The sequence below is a fragment of the Nocardia sp. NPDC057440 genome (genome assembly GCF_042802915.1).
In the GTDB taxonomy this organism is placed as follows: Bacteria; Actinomycetota; Actinomycetes; order Mycobacteriales; family Mycobacteriaceae; genus Nocardia.
Window position 1 is genome coordinate 52,308 of the sequence record NZ_JBHVDF010000020.1, and the last position, 15,355, is coordinate 67,662.

General features: G+C 64.8%; 17 protein-coding genes. 8 read left to right on the top strand and 9 right to left on the bottom strand.

The features are described 5' to 3' along the window. The 6 genes from nuoE to ACFU4Z_RS31220 all read right to left on the bottom strand — a co-directional run bounded on the left by nuoE (position 1) and on the right by ACFU4Z_RS31220 (position 4,503). Entirely contained in the window at positions 1–714 is a 714-nt protein-coding gene (gene nuoE, locus ACFU4Z_RS31195) for an NADH-quinone oxidoreductase subunit NuoE (protein ID WP_379070219.1), read from the bottom strand. Continuing rightward, entirely contained in the window at positions 711–2,063 is a 1,353-nt protein-coding gene (gene nuoD / locus ACFU4Z_RS31200) for an NADH dehydrogenase (quinone) subunit D (RefSeq protein WP_379070221.1), read from the bottom strand. The genes nuoE and nuoD overlap by 4 nt, the downstream gene beginning before the upstream one ends. Next, positions 2,063–2,836, bottom strand: coding sequence for an NADH-quinone oxidoreductase subunit C (locus ACFU4Z_RS31205; RefSeq protein ID WP_379070224.1), 774 nt, complete (start codon positions 2,834–2,836; stop codon positions 2,063–2,065). The genes nuoD and ACFU4Z_RS31205 overlap by 1 nt, the downstream gene beginning before the upstream one ends. Further along, positions 2,833–3,387: an NADH-quinone oxidoreductase subunit B family protein gene (locus ACFU4Z_RS31210; protein WP_328402372.1), complete on the bottom strand. Its 555-nt coding sequence runs from the start codon at positions 3,385–3,387 to the stop codon at positions 2,833–2,835. Before ACFU4Z_RS31210 ends, ACFU4Z_RS31205 begins: the two co-directional genes overlap by 4 nt. 60 nt (positions 3,388–3,447) lie before the next feature. After that, entirely contained in the window at positions 3,448–3,816 is a 369-nt protein-coding gene (locus ACFU4Z_RS31215) for an NADH-quinone oxidoreductase subunit A (RefSeq protein WP_379070420.1), read from the bottom strand. A gap of 351 nt (positions 3,817–4,167) precedes the next feature. Next, the gene (locus tag ACFU4Z_RS31220; protein WP_379070423.1) at positions 4,168–4,503 is read right to left on the bottom strand and encodes a hypothetical protein; all 336 of its coding nucleotides are present in this window, start codon (positions 4,501–4,503) and stop codon (positions 4,168–4,170) included. 197 nt (positions 4,504–4,700) lie between these two features. Between ACFU4Z_RS31220 and ACFU4Z_RS31225 the strand changes: the two genes are divergently transcribed. Genes ACFU4Z_RS31225 through ACFU4Z_RS31235 form a run of 3 tightly spaced genes read left to right on the top strand, consistent with a single transcriptional unit; the run spans position 4,701 to position 8,036 of the window. Then, a complete protein-coding gene (locus ACFU4Z_RS31225; RefSeq protein WP_379070226.1) occupies positions 4,701–6,242 on the top strand; it encodes a hypothetical protein in 1,542 nt (513 codons plus the stop codon). A gap of 4 nt (positions 6,243–6,246) precedes the next feature. Next, a complete protein-coding gene (locus ACFU4Z_RS31230) occupies positions 6,247–6,690 on the top strand; it encodes a hypothetical protein (protein WP_379070228.1) in 444 nt (147 codons plus the stop codon). Then, positions 6,687–8,036 carry an FHA domain-containing protein gene (locus ACFU4Z_RS31235; RefSeq protein ID WP_379070231.1) on the top strand — a complete coding sequence of 450 codons (1,350 nt, stop codon included), beginning with the start codon at positions 6,687–6,689 and terminating at the stop codon, positions 8,034–8,036. Before ACFU4Z_RS31230 ends, ACFU4Z_RS31235 begins: the two co-directional genes overlap by 4 nt. Here the strand turns inward: ACFU4Z_RS31235 and ACFU4Z_RS31240 are convergent. Beyond that, positions 8,027–8,896: a class I SAM-dependent methyltransferase gene (locus tag ACFU4Z_RS31240; protein WP_379070233.1), complete on the bottom strand. Its 870-nt coding sequence runs from the start codon at positions 8,894–8,896 to the stop codon at positions 8,027–8,029. The genes ACFU4Z_RS31235 and ACFU4Z_RS31240 overlap by 10 nt on opposite strands. Positions 8,897–9,782: 886 nt before the next feature. Between ACFU4Z_RS31240 and ACFU4Z_RS31245 the strand changes: the two genes are divergently transcribed. Then, entirely contained in the window at positions 9,783–10,166 is a 384-nt protein-coding gene (locus tag ACFU4Z_RS31245) for a hypothetical protein (RefSeq protein ID WP_379070236.1), read from the top strand. A gap of 61 nt (positions 10,167–10,227) precedes the next feature. Here ACFU4Z_RS31245 and ACFU4Z_RS31250 read toward each other — a convergent pair whose 3' ends face one another. Beyond that, complete coding sequence (locus ACFU4Z_RS31250; RefSeq protein WP_379070239.1) at positions 10,228–10,554, bottom strand: hypothetical protein; 327 nt, start codon at positions 10,552–10,554, stop codon at positions 10,228–10,230. On the opposite strand from ACFU4Z_RS31250, the gene ACFU4Z_RS31255 reads away from it, so the two are divergent. Next, on the top strand, positions 10,528–10,899 hold the full coding sequence (locus ACFU4Z_RS31255; RefSeq protein ID WP_379070242.1) for a carbamoyltransferase C-terminal domain-containing protein: 372 nt from the start codon (positions 10,528–10,530) through the stop codon (positions 10,897–10,899). The genes ACFU4Z_RS31250 and ACFU4Z_RS31255 overlap by 27 nt on opposite strands. 468 nt (positions 10,900–11,367) lie before the next feature. On the opposite strand, the gene ACFU4Z_RS31260 is transcribed toward ACFU4Z_RS31255, so the two are convergent. Beyond that, complete coding sequence (locus ACFU4Z_RS31260; protein ID WP_379070244.1) at positions 11,368–12,237, bottom strand: LysR family transcriptional regulator; 870 nt, start codon at positions 12,235–12,237, stop codon at positions 11,368–11,370. A 129-nt stretch (positions 12,238–12,366) separates the two neighbouring features. On the opposite strand from ACFU4Z_RS31260, the gene ACFU4Z_RS31265 reads away from it, so the two are divergent. Genes ACFU4Z_RS31265 through ACFU4Z_RS31275 form a run of 3 tightly spaced genes read left to right on the top strand, consistent with a single transcriptional unit; the run spans position 12,367 to position 15,355 of the window. Beyond that, positions 12,367–13,809, top strand: a complete 1,443-nt coding sequence (locus tag ACFU4Z_RS31265; protein WP_379070426.1) for a form I ribulose bisphosphate carboxylase large subunit — start codon at positions 12,367–12,369, stop codon at positions 13,807–13,809. A 24-nt stretch (positions 13,810–13,833) separates the two neighbouring features. Next, on the top strand, positions 13,834–14,256 hold the full coding sequence (locus ACFU4Z_RS31270; protein WP_379070247.1) for a ribulose bisphosphate carboxylase small subunit: 423 nt from the start codon (positions 13,834–13,836) through the stop codon (positions 14,254–14,256). Continuing rightward, positions 14,246–15,355, top strand: coding sequence for an AAA family ATPase (locus tag ACFU4Z_RS31275; protein ID WP_379070250.1), 1,110 nt, complete (start codon positions 14,246–14,248; stop codon positions 15,353–15,355). The genes ACFU4Z_RS31270 and ACFU4Z_RS31275 overlap by 11 nt, the downstream gene beginning before the upstream one ends.

The window sequence follows — 15,355 nt, forward strand, 5'->3', positions numbered from 1 at the left end:
TCAGGCGCCCTCCATATTCGGTTGCGGCGCAGGCGGATTCATGTTGTGTTCCTGAGCGACCCGCAGACCGGCCAGGGTGGCCTCGCCCGCCGCGCCGTCGAGCACGCCGGGTCGCTGGTCGGGGAATCCGGCGAGGATGCGTGCGGTCTGCTTGAACGTGCACAGCGGCGCCCCGCGGGTCGGGGTCACCTGCTCGCCCGCGCGTAGCGAATCCACCAGTGCCTGAGCTGATTCCGGCGTCTGGTTGTCGAAGAACTCCCAATTGACCATGACGACCGGCGCGAAATCGCACGCCGCGTTGCACTCGACGTGCTCGAGCGTGATCGCACCGTCCTGGGTGGTCTCGCCGTGCTGGATGCCGAGATGCTGCTGCAGTGTCGCGAGAATGGCGTCGCCACCCATCACCGCGCACAGCGTGTTGGTGCAGACCCCGACGTGGTAGTCGCCGGTCGGTGTGCGCCGGTACATCGAATAGAAGGTGGCCACCGCGGTCACCTCGGCGCCGGTCAGTCCGAGCTGGTCGGCGCAGAATTCGATGCCGGTGCCGGTGACATAGCCCTCTTCGGCCTGCACCAGGTGCAGCAATGGCAGCAGCGCCGACCGGGGGTGCGGGTAACGGCCGATGATTTCCTTGGCGTCGACCTCGAGACGCTCGCGCACATAGACCGGGTACGGCTCTGGTCGCGTGGTCAGTTTCAGCAGAATCTCGGTCATCGGTCCACTCCGCCCATAACGGGATCGATACTGGCGACGGCCGCGATGACGTCGGCGAGCATGCCGCCCTCACACATCGCCGCCACCGCTTGCAGATTTGTGAACGAGGGGTCGCGATAGTGCACGCGGAAGGGCCGGGTGCCGCCGTCGCTGACCATGTGCACGCCCAGTTCGCCGCGCGGCGACTCGACGGCCGTGTACACCTGTCCCGCCGGCACCCGGATGCCCTCGGTGACGAGTTTGAAGTGGTGGATCAGTCCTTCCATGGATGTGCCCATGATTTTGCCGATGTGCTTGGGGGAGTTGCCGAGTCCGTCCTTGCCGATCGAGAGGTCGGCGGGCCAGGCGATCTTCTTGTCGTCCACCATCACCGGACCGGGGCGCAGCCGGTCGAGGCACTGTTCGACGATCTTGAGCGATTCCTTCATCTCCTCCACCCGGATCACGTAGCGGCCGTAGCAGTCGCAGCCGGTGGTGGTGGGAATGTCGAATTCGTAGGTCTCGTAGCCGCAGTAGGGCTGCGACTTGCGCAGATCGTGCGGCAAACCGGTCGAGCGCAGCACCGGGCCGGTGATGCCGAGCGCCATGCAGCCGGTGAGATCCAGGTAGCCGATGTTCTGGGTGCGTGCCTTCCAGATCGGGTTGGCGGTGAGCAGTTTCTCCATGTCCCGCAGCCGTTTCGGCATCAGCTCGAGCAGCTCGCGGACCTTCGCGACACCGTTGTCCGGCAGGTCCTGGATGAGACCGCCCGGTCGAACGTAGGCGTGGTTCATGCGCAGGCCGGTGATGGTCTCGAAGACGTCCAGGATCAGTTCGCGTTCACGGAAACCGAACAGCATCGGGGTCAGCGCGCCCAATTCCATGCCACCGGTGGCCAGTGCGACCAGGTGCGAGGAGATGCGGTTGAGCTCCATCAGCATGACCCGGATGACGGTGGCCCGCTCGGGGATCTGCTCGGTGATGTCGAGCAGCTTCTCCACGCCGAGGCAGTACGCCGTCTCGTTGAAGAACGGCGACAGGTAGTCCATCCTGGTGACGAAGGTGACGCCCTGGGTCCAGTTCCGGAATTCGAGATTCTTCTCGATTCCGGTGTGCAGGTACCCGATTCCGCAGCGCGCCTCGGTGACCGTCTCGCCCTCGATCTCGAGAATGAGGCGCAGCACGCCGTGCGTGGACGGGTGCTGCGGACCCATATTGACGACGATGCGTTCTTCACCCGCGCCGTCGAGCGCTTCGGCGACCTGGCCCCAGTCCTGTCCCGCGACCGTGACCACGGTGGGCTCTGCCCCCGCAGCCGACTCATGCCCGGCGTCATCTGCGACGTCGGGCCGAATGTCTGTTTCATTCATTAGCTGTACGTCCTCCGCTCGTCGGGCGGCGGGATACGCGCGCCCTTGTACTCGACCGGGATCCCGCCGAGCGGGTAGTCCTTGCGCTGGGGGTGGCCGCGCCAGTCGTCTGGCATGGTGATGCGGGTCAGCGAGGGGTGACCGTCGAAGAGGATGCCGAAGAAGTCGTAGGTCTCCCGCTCGTGCCAGTCGGTGGTCGGGTACACGCTGTACAGCGATGGGATGTGCGGGTCGGCGTCCGGCACGGACACCTCGATGCGCAGCCTGCGGTTGTGCGTGATCGACATGAGCGGGTAGACCGCGTGCAGTTCGCGGCCCTCGTCGTCCGGGTAGTGCACGCCGCTGACGCCGAGGCAGAGTTCGAAGCGCAGTGCGGCGTCGTTGCGCAGCGTGAGCGCGACGGTGGGGAGGTGTTCGCGGCGCACGTGCACGGTGAGCTCGCCGCGGAACACGACGATCTTCTCGATCGCGGTCTCGAAGCCGACGCCCGCGGCGGTGAGCGCGGCGCGCAACGCGTCGACTACCTCGTCGAAGTAACCGCCGTAGGGTGGCGGGGTGCTGCCCGGCAGGGTGACCGGCTGGACCAGCTGGCCGTAGCCGGAGGTATCGCCGGTGCCGCTGACACCGAACATGCCACGGCGCACGCCGATCACCTCGGCGCCCGATGCGGCCGACTCTTCCTCGGGGGCAGTGCCTTCCGGCCCGGCCGTCGCGGCCTGCGCGAGTTCCTCCGATGAAGGTGTTCCGGTGTTGTCCGGGGAGTCGAAGGTCATCGCAGCAGACCCTCCATCCGGATGGTCGGCGTCGATGCCAGCGCGGCCTGCTCGGCGGCGCGGACCGCCTCGTCGCGATTGACGCCCAGCGGCATCTCCTGAATCTTTGCGTGCAGTGCGAGAATCGCGTTCAGCAGCATCTCCGGCCGCGGCGGGCAGCCGGGGAGGTAGATGTCGACGGGAACGACATGGTCGACGCCCTGCACGATGGCGTAGTTGTTGAACATGCCGCCGGAGGATGCGCAGACGCCCATCGCGAGGACCCATTTCGGCTCGGTCATCTGGTCGTAGACCTGACGCAACACCGGTGCCATCTTCTGGCTGACCCGTCCTGCGACGATCATCAGATCGGCCTGTCGCGGGGAAGCGCGGAAGGCTTCCATGCCGAAGCGAGCGATGTCGAAACGGCCGGCGCCGGTGGCCATCATCTCGATCGCGCAGCAGGCGAGACCGAAGGTGGCGGGCCAGAGGGAACCCTTGCGCAGATAGCCGGCGAAATCCTCGACCGTGCTCAGCAGAAAGCCGCTGGGCAGTTTTTCTTCGAGACCCATGTTGGACTACTTCTCACTTCCACTGTGTCGACATGACGGCGTGCGTACGACCGCGCGGTATCAGTCCCAACTGAGGCCGCCGCGACGCCATTCGTAGGCGTAGGCGACAGAGACGTTGACGATGAACAGCGCCATCGCGGCAAGACCGAAGAGACCGAGCGCATCGAAGTGGACAGCCCACGGGTAGAGGAACACGATCTCGATGTCGAAAATGATGAATAGCATCGCGGTGAGGTAGTACTTCACCGGAAAGCGTTGTCCGGTAATGCTTCCAGGACCGCCGGCGACGGCGTGCGGAGTCGGCTCGATGCCGCACTCGTAGGCCTCGAGTTTGGCCCGGTTGTAGCGCTTCGGGCCGACAAGGGCGGCCATCACTATGGAAAAGACCGCGAACGCAGCGCCGATCGCGCCGAGCACAAGCGTCGGCATTTCGATATTCACTACTGCACTTCCCCTCCTGCGAGCTGGAGTCAGCGTGTCGGGTGGGCGCGGGTTCGGTGGGTAGTGAGACCTGCTGATGCGGGTCTCATACCGCGCCCGCGCTCATGTGAGCTAGGGCACACACTACAACTGGCACGCCTGGGTGAGCCCGGTTTCGGGGCGGAGTTTGATCGAATTCGCGACTGCTATTTATGACTGACACGGGGGTAATCGAGATGTCGTCACGTGACAATCGGGCACCGCGATGACGGGCTTTGCGCGCCATTTCGACGGATGCCGGAATACGGGATGCATAAAAGAGTCCCGGCGGATGCCGGGACTACGGAGATGTGGTTCGAGTCAGGCCGCGGTGCGCTTGCGCAGCAGAGCGACGACCGCCTCGGTCAGCCGGATCGGATCGATCGGGTGCGCGACGGCGGCCTCTGCGCGCGACCAACTGGCCAGCCAGGCGTCGTCGGGGCGGCCGGTGAGCACGAGAACCGGTGGGCACCGGTCGATCTCGTCCTTGAGCTGCTTGGCGATGCCGAGCCCGCCCGCGGGCGCCGCCTCGCCGTCCAGGATGGCCAGGTCGATACCGCCTGCGTCCATCTGGTCGATCACCACCGGTGCGGTGGCGACTTCGAGGAACTCCAGGCCGGGTAGCTCGGGGTGCGGGTGTTTGCCCAGCGCCAGCATCACCTGGCGCCGAGTATCGGCGTCGTTGCTGTACACCAGGACCCGCAGAGGGGTGGAACGAATCGTGTCGGCCACGGAGGGGATGGTACGTCCGCGAGGGCACTCGCCGTGGCAGGTTCGCCCAGATTGCTTCGCGCGTCGCGAGAGGTTGCGAATCGCAAGGGTTTCATAAGTTCTCGCCGGTAGTGTCCGAACGCATGCGGGGAGATATCACCCAGGCCCTCGTCGATACCGACATCTGGACCGACGACATGGTCGGCGCCGCCGGGATCCCGGTGATCGACGTGCCGTTCGTGACCATCGGGAGTGGGATCGGCTCGTTCGTCACCTACGACGCGCTCCGGATCTACGGGGTGCCCGCCGCATCGATGGCCGTGCTCGGCCCGCAGCAGGTGCCGTGGTCGTCCTACGAGTACCTCACCCGTGTCTCGCAGATTCCGCGTGGCGAACGGCTGCGCAGCGACTCCAGTTCGACGCCGGACAATATGTGGGGATTTCCCTCGTACGCGGTCCGTGAGGCCATCGCGGACACATCGATCAAACCGCTCTGGAATGTGTTCGTCGAGCCGATCTTCGCCAACTACTACACGCCGAAGGCCGGGCAGGCGTTCGTGGCGATGGAGCGCGAATTCCATCGCATCGACTATGCGAGCTCCTTGCATAAAGGGCATGTTCGCATGGTGCGTAAACGCAATGGCGGCGGCTATTTCACCATCCTGACACCGCCCGAAGGCCGGACGCCGACCAAACGCATTGCCTTTCGCAGCAACTATGTCCACGTGGGGGTGGGATATCCGGGTCTGAAGCTGCTGCCGGATCTGCAGCAATATCGGGAGAAATATCGCGATCCGACGCGGGTTGTGAATGCCTACGAGCCGCACGAGCACGTTTATCAGGCATTGCAGCGCAAGGCAGGCTCGGTGATGATCAGAGGCAGCGGCATCGTGGCCAGCCGGGTATTGCAGCGGTTGATCGACGACCGCGACAAGTTTCGGTTGAACACTCGGATCCTGCACTTGTTCCGCACGTACATCGCCGGTGCGCACGGACCGAATGTCTTCAGTAGACGCCGCGGCGGCGACGGTTGGGCGTATCAGGGTTTCAACTATCCGAAATCGGTGTGGGGTGGGCAACTGAAGGCGAAGATGCGCGCACTGCAAGGGGAAGAACGCGCCCGCGCCTATAGGGAGTTCAGCGGCACCAATACGCCGATCAGGGACTCGTGGCAGGAGCAGCTGCGGCGCGGCCGGAAAGAAGGTTGGTATCAGGTGATGGCCGGGACCGCGCGTGACCTGCGGCCCGCGCGCGGGCGGCCGGGCGTGGTCACCACCGTCGACCCGGATCCGAAGGCTCCGCTGCCCTTCCCGCCGCCGACTCGGCCGTTCGATACGACGGTGGACTACATCATCGACTGCACCGGGTTGGAGGCCGATATCCGGGAGCATCGGGTGCTGGCGGATCTGCTCGATCATGCCGGGGCCGGTCGCAATCCGGTCGGCAGACTAGATGTCGAAACGACTTTCGAGCTCATCGGCACCCGAAGCGGCACCGGACGCGTGTATGCATCGGGTTCCGCGACGCTGGGTGGGCCGTTCGTCGGGGTCGATACCTTCCTCGGTCTGCAGATCGCCGCGCAGGAGATCGCGGACGATCTTGCCGCCGTGGGATTCTGCCGCAGGATGGGTCCGCTGCGGTCGACTCATCAGTGGTGGTTGTGGGTCACGAACAAGAAGATTTGACGCCATGCTTCCTACACTGAACGGGCGAATCCAGACCCGTCTTCTCGCACTCGGCACTATCGGATTCATCGTCGCCCTCGTGATCACGCCAGTGCTGCCGACTGGCTCGCAGCCGCTGGGACAGACCTATCGGGTGACGCTGTCGGTGCTGCTCGCCACCGTTCTCATCGGAGTGCTGTGGGAATTGCTCTACCATTTTCTGCAGCAGTTCCGGTGGGAGAAGGACTGGCCCACGTTGTTCGGATTCGTCACCATTGTCAATGAGGGGGCGCTGATGTGGTTTCTCGTGCACTCCACGACGCTGGTGCTGCCACGGGATCTGCATCCGTCGCCCGTTGCGTTTCTCATCCAGTTCATCGTGACGTGGATGGTGTTCTGGCTCATCGTGAACGGGCCGATGCGGTTGGTGTTCCATCGGTGGCGGCTACAGGGCGGGCGATTTCTGTGACCTCCCAACTGGAGGTGCTGCCCGGTGCGCACCTGGTGGCGAATCGCGGCGGGGTGATCGTCGTTGTCGCGCACCGTCTCGAGGCACCCGCCACGGTGGAATCGCCTGCGGGGGAGGCATTGACGGCGCTGCTCGGGTTGGTGGACCAGGCTGCGCGCACGGAGCAGCGACGCACCGGCCGGGTGTTTGCACGGCTCGCCACGAACTGGCTGATGAGTCTGGAGGATGAGGACTCGGTGGAGTTCGGGGTGTTGACCCCGAACGAGTCCGGGCTCGCGGTCTTCCTGCACGGCGGTGTGACGGCGGTGCTTGCCGGCGCGGATCAGTCGGAGGTGTTGCAGGGCAGGGACGCCGGATTCACGGTCGATCGGGTGGTGACACCGGTGCCTGTGATCGGGGTCGGTGTGTTCGTGGACGAGGGTGGGGAGGATCGGGAGTCGTTGCCGGCGCGGGGGATCTATGAGTTGGGTGCGGGGACGGTGCCGGGACGCGGGGTGGTGCTGTGGTTCGGGGCGAAGGGGGTCGCGGAGTCGGATCGGCCGATGCTGCGGAAGAGTGGCCGGCTCGAGGCTCGGAGCGAGGGGCAGGAGATTGCGCCGGAAACCGGTGAGGTTGCGCCGACGCAGCGAGAATCGGTGGCTGTGGAGGATCCGGCACCGGGCGCGGACATGCGGTCCGGAGGAATATCCGCGGCCGGAGGGGCGGTGGCAGGCAGCGCTGCCGCGCCCGGCATCGGTGCGGTCGCGGGCAGCGGGGCGCAGCCCGGTACCCGGCCGGATCCGGTGTTCGAGGAGGATTTCGAAGAGACACTGGTGCCAACCACGGAAGTGGTGGCCCGCGCTGTGGCGGACGCCGCGAGTGCGGTCGGGCCCGGTGCTGTCGTCAAGGGCTTCCAGTGTTCTCGTCATCATCTGAACGACCCTCGCGTGTCGTTCTGCGCGATCTGCGGGATTCGGATGGATCAATTGACGTGCGTATTGACCGACGGTGTCCGGCCGCCGCTCGGATTGCTGCTGCTCGATGACGGCACCTCGATCGTGCTCGACACCGATTGCGTGCTCGGCAGGGAACCGGAGCATGCCGATGCGGTGAGCCGGGGCGCGCGGCCGGTCCGGCTGGCCGACAGTTCGGGCGGAATGTCGCGGGCGCATGCCGAGATCCGGCTCGTCAACTGGGACGTCTTCGTGGTCGATCACGGCTCGGCCAACGGGACCTTCGTCAAGTCGCCTGGCCGGCACGAGTGGACGCGCACGATCCCGGGACATCCGGCAATCCTCGTGGCCGGAGCACAGGTGCTTCTCGGCGGGCGTGTGCTGACGTTCGATTCACAGCACAGTCAGTTCTGAGGGGTGTGCCGCAACCGCACGACTCCGGACCACGGGTACCGACCGGGCGTGCGCGGGTCCGGTTGCCGCAGGTAGGTGAACAGGCGCAGGAACCACGGCGCCCGCCGGAGCTTGCGAGCGTGCACCAGCAGATGCTCCACCTCGAGCGGCTGCCAGCCGAGTTGCTCGAAGAACGCGATGCCGTTCGCGGGTTCGAAACGCAGTGGCGCGTTCTCGAACATCGACGCGTTGCTGCGCATGCGCTTCATGCCGACGGTGCCGTCGGCCAGCCACCAGGCGATCTCGGGGCGAGTCAGTGCGCGGACCAGATCGGCGACGGTCTTCTCGTCGAGGTACATCAGCAAACCCTCGGTCAGCACCAGTGCTTTGGTGGCGGGCGCTGCCTTCGGGCCGAGCGGACCGAGCGCCTCGTCGAGGAACTTCGCGCGAGCATCGGTGTCGGCGAGATCCACGCCGCGGCGCATGAGCGTGCAGCGAGACGTCTCGGTGGCCAGCGTGGTGTCCTTTTCCGCGGTCATCTTCGGCAGGTCGGCCTCGACCCACACGAAGTCTTCGGGCAGGTTCAGACGATAGGGCCGGGTATCGAGACCGGCGGCGAGATTCACCACCCGATCACAGCCCTCCTGGATCGAGGTCGCGATGAGATCGTCGATGAGTGTGGTCCGAGTGACCACCGGCCAGCCATTGCGCATAATCCATGGCGCGGCCGCCGCCATGGCATATCCACGTTCTCCCGCCAGTCGATCGGCAAGCGGGTCACGAAACAGGGCATCCGGTCGCGCGCTCTCGACAGCGCGATACGCCGCCACCCAACGGGCGGTGTCGGACACGTTCGATATCAGCGAGTCCTCGCCGGCCATGCGGGCAGTCTTGCACAGCACTGCGCCGGACTCGGGGAATGCCACACCGCTACCGCGTTGAGTCGCAACATGGATATTCACCGGCTTGTAACAGCGAACCTCGCTGCTCAGGTCGTCTATGGTCCACAATCGTCACAGCAGGCTTCGCAACCCGACGACCTTATGGTCGCTGGATCGCCGATCGGGTGGGGTCCGGGATGTGCACGCCCCCCGGACCTCACCGCCCGATCATTCGCGGCTCGCGCTTCGATCAGCTCGAGTACCTCGGACGTCGGGCGCACATCTCCGAATGACCGATAGATGGCGTACATCGCGGCACGTTCCGGCCCGAAGAACTCGAGGTTGCCCGGAGTGGGACCGCTCGCCGTCGGCAGCACCCAGGCGACGGTGCTCCGGCCGCCCACAGCTCCTGCCCAGCAGGCCGCTCATGGGCACAATGCCGAGGCAGTACGGATACCCGTCGACGTGAAACGGCACCATGTCGATCACCACCAGCGCGGTGCGCCGCGGATCGAGCCGCGAATACGCGAACCGTCTGCTCGGGTGCGCCTCCTGCCGGGCGTACTCACGCTCCTGGATCAGCCAATCATGTTGCATGGCAATAGCTTCGGCTTCTATTCGACTCCTTCGATTGCTGTTGCGGGTGTATAGCTCGGCGCAGCAATGAATTTGAACTGAACGGCACGCGACGGAATGCGGTGTAGACCACACCGATGCTCGATGTCGAGATCGATCTGATACCGACTGGGCAGTTCGAAATAGGTTCCCAGACTGGGGAATTGGGCGGTTGACTGGCGTCGGGAAAAGATCGAGTCTGATGCAGGAACAACATTATGCCGGAGTCGACCGGCTTCGGCGGATGTCCGTTGCGAATCGAGGTACGAACATGACTGCAATGATCAACGCGCCCAAGGCGGATCCGACGGATCTGGCCCAGGTGCCACCCGCGGACTTCGACACGACCAGCCTCGAGGAAAACCTCCGCTGGGGCCATTTGTTCTGGCCCGGTTCCACGGCGCTCACCGACGAACAGATTGCCGATCGGGTGGCCCGGTACCAGGCGTCATTGCAGCGGTATCGCGCGAGCGGTATGCAGGGCAACTACCTCCCGGACGACCTCGAGGTCGATTCCGCATGGCATGCGCATCAGTGTGACCCGGTCGGGTATCTCGAGTTCTGCAACACCTACTTCGGTGGCATCCTGGCTCATAACGTCCAGCTCTGTGTGTGCAACCTGGTAGACCCCGACGAGGCGCCGACGGCGAAATAGGCGCGAAAAGCGTTGAGGGCGGCGGCTGTTCGCAGCCACCGCCCTCGCGTTTTCGAATCGGTCAGAATTCGGCTGTACTGAGGTCGGACGGAAAGTCGTCACTCGCCGGTACGTGCGGCTGGGCATCGGGAGGGCCGACGATGACGGCGATTTGGTCGAAGGCGCAGAACTGGTAGGCCGCGGGATCGCCCGGTACCTGCTTGCCGTTGACGTAGAGCCGAACGGTTTCGAACGGCGTCAACAAGACCGGGCCGACCTGAGTCGCCGTCAGTGACTCATCCCATTCGGTGAAGAACTGCCCGAGAGTGAACGGGATGTCTGTCTCGGATTCGATGTGGATGATGCCGGAGGTGTCGTGGGTGTGCAGCGGCGAACCGCGCCGCGCCACATCATCGATCCCGATAAGGGCCGGAACGGTGATCTGCCTTCCATCCACGAATACGTCGAGGTGCGCATGGTAGTGATTCCAGCGATCCTGCATCTGGACCGCACAGCCCGGCTGCAAACCATCGATCCGACCGCGAACAGCGCCGCCGCGCGCGTCCTCTCGGCCTACGAACGGATCAGCGGCATACCGGTGCTGTGCAATGCCAGCGCCAATCTCCATGGCCGCGGGTTCTTCCCCGACGTCGCCTCGGCTGCCCGATGGGGCGGAACGCGCTACATCTGGTCGGCGGGGATGCTATACGCGAATGAGACGGAACATCATGGGCTGCAACATGATTCGATATAGGACTCCTAACCGTGGCGATAGGTCGTCACCAAATGCTCTGCAAATGAAGGGGAATCGCGGATGAGGCGGCCGTCACAACCAGCCGGTTGGACGCATTATTCTGTGCCGCTTGTCTATTCGTCGCTTCACTTCGGCTGGAAGAGGAGAGGAGTTGGAATCATGGATGCACTTATGTTCTTTGTTGCCAGTCTGTTCGGACACCAGATCACCGGACCGGGCGGCCCGGGGCGTGCAGTCAATCGCTGCTGATGCGCCCGCGGGTAGCTGAAGAAATATGAGCGCTCGACGTGCGCGGGTTATTCCTGTTACGCGTGGGTGGGCAACGGCAGTTCGTGCAGATGCGCCTTCAGTTCGATGTGCGTCTGCTCATGGATTCATGTTCACATTCGGCACCTGTGCGGCCATTCCGGTGAGGGGAATGCTGGGGATTCCGGTCCGAGGACCTGTAGCCGCAACGATGTCGTGACCTCACGTCGGGTGGAAGGCGGCCGCGCCGACCTCTGCCGAGTCGAGGATGTGGGCGAGGAACAGTCGAGTGGTGGGGGTGGGGGTTCGGGTGGTGATGGCGTGCCATGGACGGTCGAGTGGGGTGCCGTCTACCGGAAGTGCGTGCAGCAGACCGGACTCGAGGTCGCTGACGAGTGCGTCGCTGTGCATCAGGGTGACGCCGAGGCCCTCGCGGGCCGCGGCAAGGACTGCGCCGTGGCTGCCGAGGGTGAGAGTGGGCGGCGCGATTTCGAGTCGGTCGAGCAGGTTCAGTGTGGCGTCGCGGGTGCCGGAGCCGCGGCCGCGCAGCAACCAGGTGCTGCGAAGCGGGTCGGTGCAGTGTTCGGGGGCGCCGACCACGACGAGCTGGCAGGCTCGCCGACCGCGGATGACCAGGCCGGTGTCGCGTGGGGGACGCCCCGCGATGACGAGATCTGTTTCGTGGTGGTGCAATTCGAGGAACAGGACATCACGGGGATGGACCGACAGACTCAGCTCGATGTCGGGGTAGCGGTTGCGGAACGACGCGAGCAGTCGCAGCAGCACGTATTCACCGGCGGTGGCGACGACTCCGATGCGTAGCCGCCCGGTCTCGGCGCGACGGACCGCCGCGTGTGCTTCCTTCATGAGCCCGAGGATGGTGCGGCAGTACTCGGCGTAGACCCGCCCGGCCTCGGTGAGCACGATGCCGCGACCGGATTTGGTGGTGAGTTTCGCCCCGAGTTGCTTCTCGATGTGCGCGACAGCCGCGGAGACGGCGGCTTCGGTGATGTGCAGCTGGCTCGCGGCGCGGCGGATGCTGCCCTGGCGGGACACAGCCAGGAATGTTTCCATCCGAGATGCGCTCACCATGCCCATATTCCACGGTACCAAACTCGAAGAAACCGTTGAGTATTCGGAGAAACAATCAAATTGTTTGTCGCCGTCGACCCCGTCATCCTGGAAATCGCAAGGCGCACACCCTCAGGATCTGGAGGAATGATGGCCGAGGAAACCGAACGGGACCGCTGGGATCCGGGTGTCCAATCGTATGCATCGATGGGGTATTACGCGCCGGACTATGAGCCGAAGGACACGGATGTCCTCGCCGTCTTCCGGGTCACCCCCCAGCAGGGTGTCGACCCGATCGAAGCCGCGGCGGCGGTTGCGGGCGAATCGTCCACGGCCACCTGGACCGTGGTGTGGACCGACCGGCTGACCGCGCACTCGCGCTACCAGGCCAAGTGCTATCGGATCGATGAGGTGCCCGGGCGGCAGGGGGAGTACTTCGCCTACATCGCCTATGACCTCGACCTGTTCGAGGAAGGTTCGATCACCAATCTCACCTCGTCCATCATCGGCAATGTCTTCGGCTTCAAGCCGCTGCTGGCGCTGCGGCTGGAGGACATGCGCATTCCGGTCGCCTATGTCAAGACCTTCCAGGGGCCGCCGCACGGGACTGTCATGGAACGCGAGTATCTGAACAAATACGGCAGGGCGCTGCTCGGTGCGACGGTGAAACCGAAACTGGGTCTGTCCGCGCGCAATTACGGCCGGGTGATCTACGAAGCGTGCAAGGGCGGTCTCGATTTCACCAAAGACGACGAGAACATCAATTCGCAGCCGTTCATGCGGTGGCGCGATCGCTATCTGTTCGCCATGGAGGGTGTCAATCGCGCCATGGCCGAGACCGGCGAAATCAAGGGCCACTATCTCAATGTGACCGCGGCGACGATGGAGGACATGTACGAACGCGCGGAGTTCGCCAAGGAACTGGGCAGCATCGTGATCATGATGGACCTGACGGTCGGCTACACCGCCATGCAATCCATGTCGCATTGGGCGCGGCGCAACGGTCTCCTGCTGCACCTGCACCGGGCAGGCCATTCGACCTTCACGCGGCAGAAGACGCACGGTGTCAGCTTCCGGGTGCTGGCCAAGTGGTGCAGGCTGATCGGAGTCGACCATCTGCACGCGGGGACGGTGGTCGGGAAGCTGGAGGGTGATCCGGCCACCACCCGCGGCTTCTATGACACGTTGCGGGAGAACCATATTCCGGCGAACCTGGGCAACGGGATCTTCTTCGACCAGGACTGGGCGAGCCTGCCGGGGGTCATGCCGGTGGCTTCGGGTGGTATCCACGCGGGCCAGATGCATCAACTGGTCGACCTGTTCGGTGACGATGTGGTGTTGCAGTTCGGCGGCGGCACCATCGGCCACCCGCTCGGGATCGCGGCGGGGGCGGAAGCCAACCGGGTCGCGCTGGAGGCAATCGTGAAGGCGCGCAACGAGGGCCGCGATCTGTTGAAGGAAGGACCGGATGTGCTGCGCAAGGCGGCCGAGTCCTGCCGTCCGCTGGATGTCGCACTGGCGACCTGGGGTGATGTCACCTTCGACTACACCTCTACCGATGCACCCGACGCCGTGCCGACGGCAAGCCACTGAGGCCGAATCTATGAAGGACATGCCATGTATCTGCGTCAGGGAACATTCTCGTACCTGCCCGAACTCTCCGATGCGGAGATCGCCGCGCAGGTGCGCTACGCACTGCTGAACAACTGGCCGGTGTCCATCGAGTACACCGACGACCCGCATCCGCGCAATGCCTATTGGGAAATGTGGGGGCTGCCGCTGTTCGATCTCGACGAGCCCGACGGCGTACTCGCCGAGATCGATGCGTGCCGGAAAACCTTTCCGCGACACTACATTCGGTTACTGGCCTATGACGCCCGTTACGGCAGGCAGACCACGGCGCTGAGCTTCCTCGTGCAGCGGCCCGCCGATGAACCGGGGTTCCTGCTCACCCGCAACGAAGGGCCCGATCGGCGGCAGATCTACGGGCTGCATTCCTACGCCACGAACGACCGTCCGGGGACGCGGTATGGCGGTTGAGCGTTCCGGAGCGGCCGGCGGTTTCCGGCTGCACCGGCCGGGGGCCGATGATCCCCGGCCGGTGCGGGCGGTGCCGCCCGATGCGACATCCGACACCGGCGCCGAGCTCCTCGACGACGCCGCGATGCTCGACCTGTCGACCGATATCGCGGGTAACGACGTCGAGGACGTGCTGACCAGACTCGATGCGGAACTGGTCGGCTTGGCGAATGTGAAGCTTCGTGTCCGGGAGATCGCGGCGCTGCTGCTGATCGATCGGGCGCGTCAGCGCTTCGGGCTCCAGGCGTCCCGGCCGACCATGCACATGAGTTTCACCGGCGGGCCCGGCACCGGCAAGACCACCGTCGCGCTACGCATGGCGGAAATGCTGCACGCCCTCGGTTATATCCGGAAACCGAAGGTGCACACCGTCACCCGCGACGATCTGGTCGGTCAGTTCATCGGACACACCGCGCCGAAGACGAAAGAGGCGCTGGCCAGGGCGGCCGGGGGAGTGCTGTTCATCGACGAGGCCTATTACCTGTTCCGCCCCGAGAACGAACGGGACTACGGGCAGGAGGTCATCGAGATCCTGCTGCAGGAGATGGAGGACGAACGCGCGAGTTCGGTGGTGATCTTCGCCGGTTATGCCGATCGGATGGACCGATTCTTCTCCGCCAATCCCGGACTGTCCTCGCGCGTGGCGCACCATCTGGAATTCAGTGACTACACCCATGGCGAGCTGCTGGAGATCGCCGAGATCATTGTGGCGCGGGAAAACTTTCGCTTCGACGAGGCCGCGCGGTGCGCGTTCGCCGAGTATGTCGAGTTGAGGATGCGCAGGCCGCGATTCTCCAACGCGCGCAGCGTCCGCAACGCCCTCGATCGGTGCCGGCTGCGCCAGGCCAAACGCCTGGTCGAGCTGGGGCAACCGCTCACCAAGACCGACCTGATCACGCTGACCGCGCAGGATGTCCATGGCAGCAGCGTGTTCGGTGGCGGCGGTGCGAGCGACGGGTCCGGAGGCGGTAGCTCGCGTGACCGCGAAGGGCCCAGGGAGCACCGCGAATCGAGCACTTCCGAGCTGCCGGACGGGCCGACCGCAAGGGCCCCCGCCTGA

Excerpts from the sequence above, each read along its gene's own strand:
- nuoE (WP_379070219.1), bottom strand. The coding sequence starts at position 714 with ATGACCGAGATTCTGCTGAAACTGACCACGCGACCAGAGCCGTACCCG.
- nuoD (WP_379070221.1), bottom strand. The coding sequence starts at position 2,063 with ATGAATGAAACAGACATTCGGCCCGACGTCGCAGATGACGCCGGGCAT.
- ACFU4Z_RS31205 (WP_379070224.1), bottom strand. The coding sequence starts at position 2,836 with ATGACCTTCGACTCCCCGGACAACACCGGAACACCTTCATCGGAGGAA.
- ACFU4Z_RS31210 (WP_328402372.1), bottom strand. The coding sequence starts at position 3,387 with ATGGGTCTCGAAGAAAAACTGCCCAGCGGCTTTCTGCTGAGCACGGTC.
- ACFU4Z_RS31215 (WP_379070420.1), bottom strand. The coding sequence starts at position 3,816 with ATGCCGACGCTTGTGCTCGGCGCGATCGGCGCTGCGTTCGCGGTCTTT.
- ACFU4Z_RS31220 (WP_379070423.1), bottom strand. The coding sequence starts at position 4,503 with ATGCTGGCGCTGGGCAAACACCCGCACCCCGAGCTACCCGGCCTGGAG.
- ACFU4Z_RS31225 (WP_379070226.1), top strand. The coding sequence starts at position 4,701 with ATGCGGGGAGATATCACCCAGGCCCTCGTCGATACCGACATCTGGACC.
- ACFU4Z_RS31230 (WP_379070228.1), top strand. The coding sequence starts at position 6,247 with ATGCTTCCTACACTGAACGGGCGAATCCAGACCCGTCTTCTCGCACTC.
- ACFU4Z_RS31240 (WP_379070233.1), bottom strand. The coding sequence starts at position 8,896 with ATGGCCGGCGAGGACTCGCTGATATCGAACGTGTCCGACACCGCCCGT.
- ACFU4Z_RS31245 (WP_379070236.1), top strand. The coding sequence starts at position 9,783 with ATGACTGCAATGATCAACGCGCCCAAGGCGGATCCGACGGATCTGGCC.
- ACFU4Z_RS31260 (WP_379070244.1), bottom strand. The coding sequence starts at position 12,237 with ATGGTGAGCGCATCTCGGATGGAAACATTCCTGGCTGTGTCCCGCCAG.
- ACFU4Z_RS31265 (WP_379070426.1), top strand. The coding sequence starts at position 12,367 with ATGGCCGAGGAAACCGAACGGGACCGCTGGGATCCGGGTGTCCAATCG.
- ACFU4Z_RS31270 (WP_379070247.1), top strand. The coding sequence starts at position 13,834 with ATGTATCTGCGTCAGGGAACATTCTCGTACCTGCCCGAACTCTCCGAT.
- ACFU4Z_RS31275 (WP_379070250.1), top strand. The coding sequence starts at position 14,246 with ATGGCGGTTGAGCGTTCCGGAGCGGCCGGCGGTTTCCGGCTGCACCGG.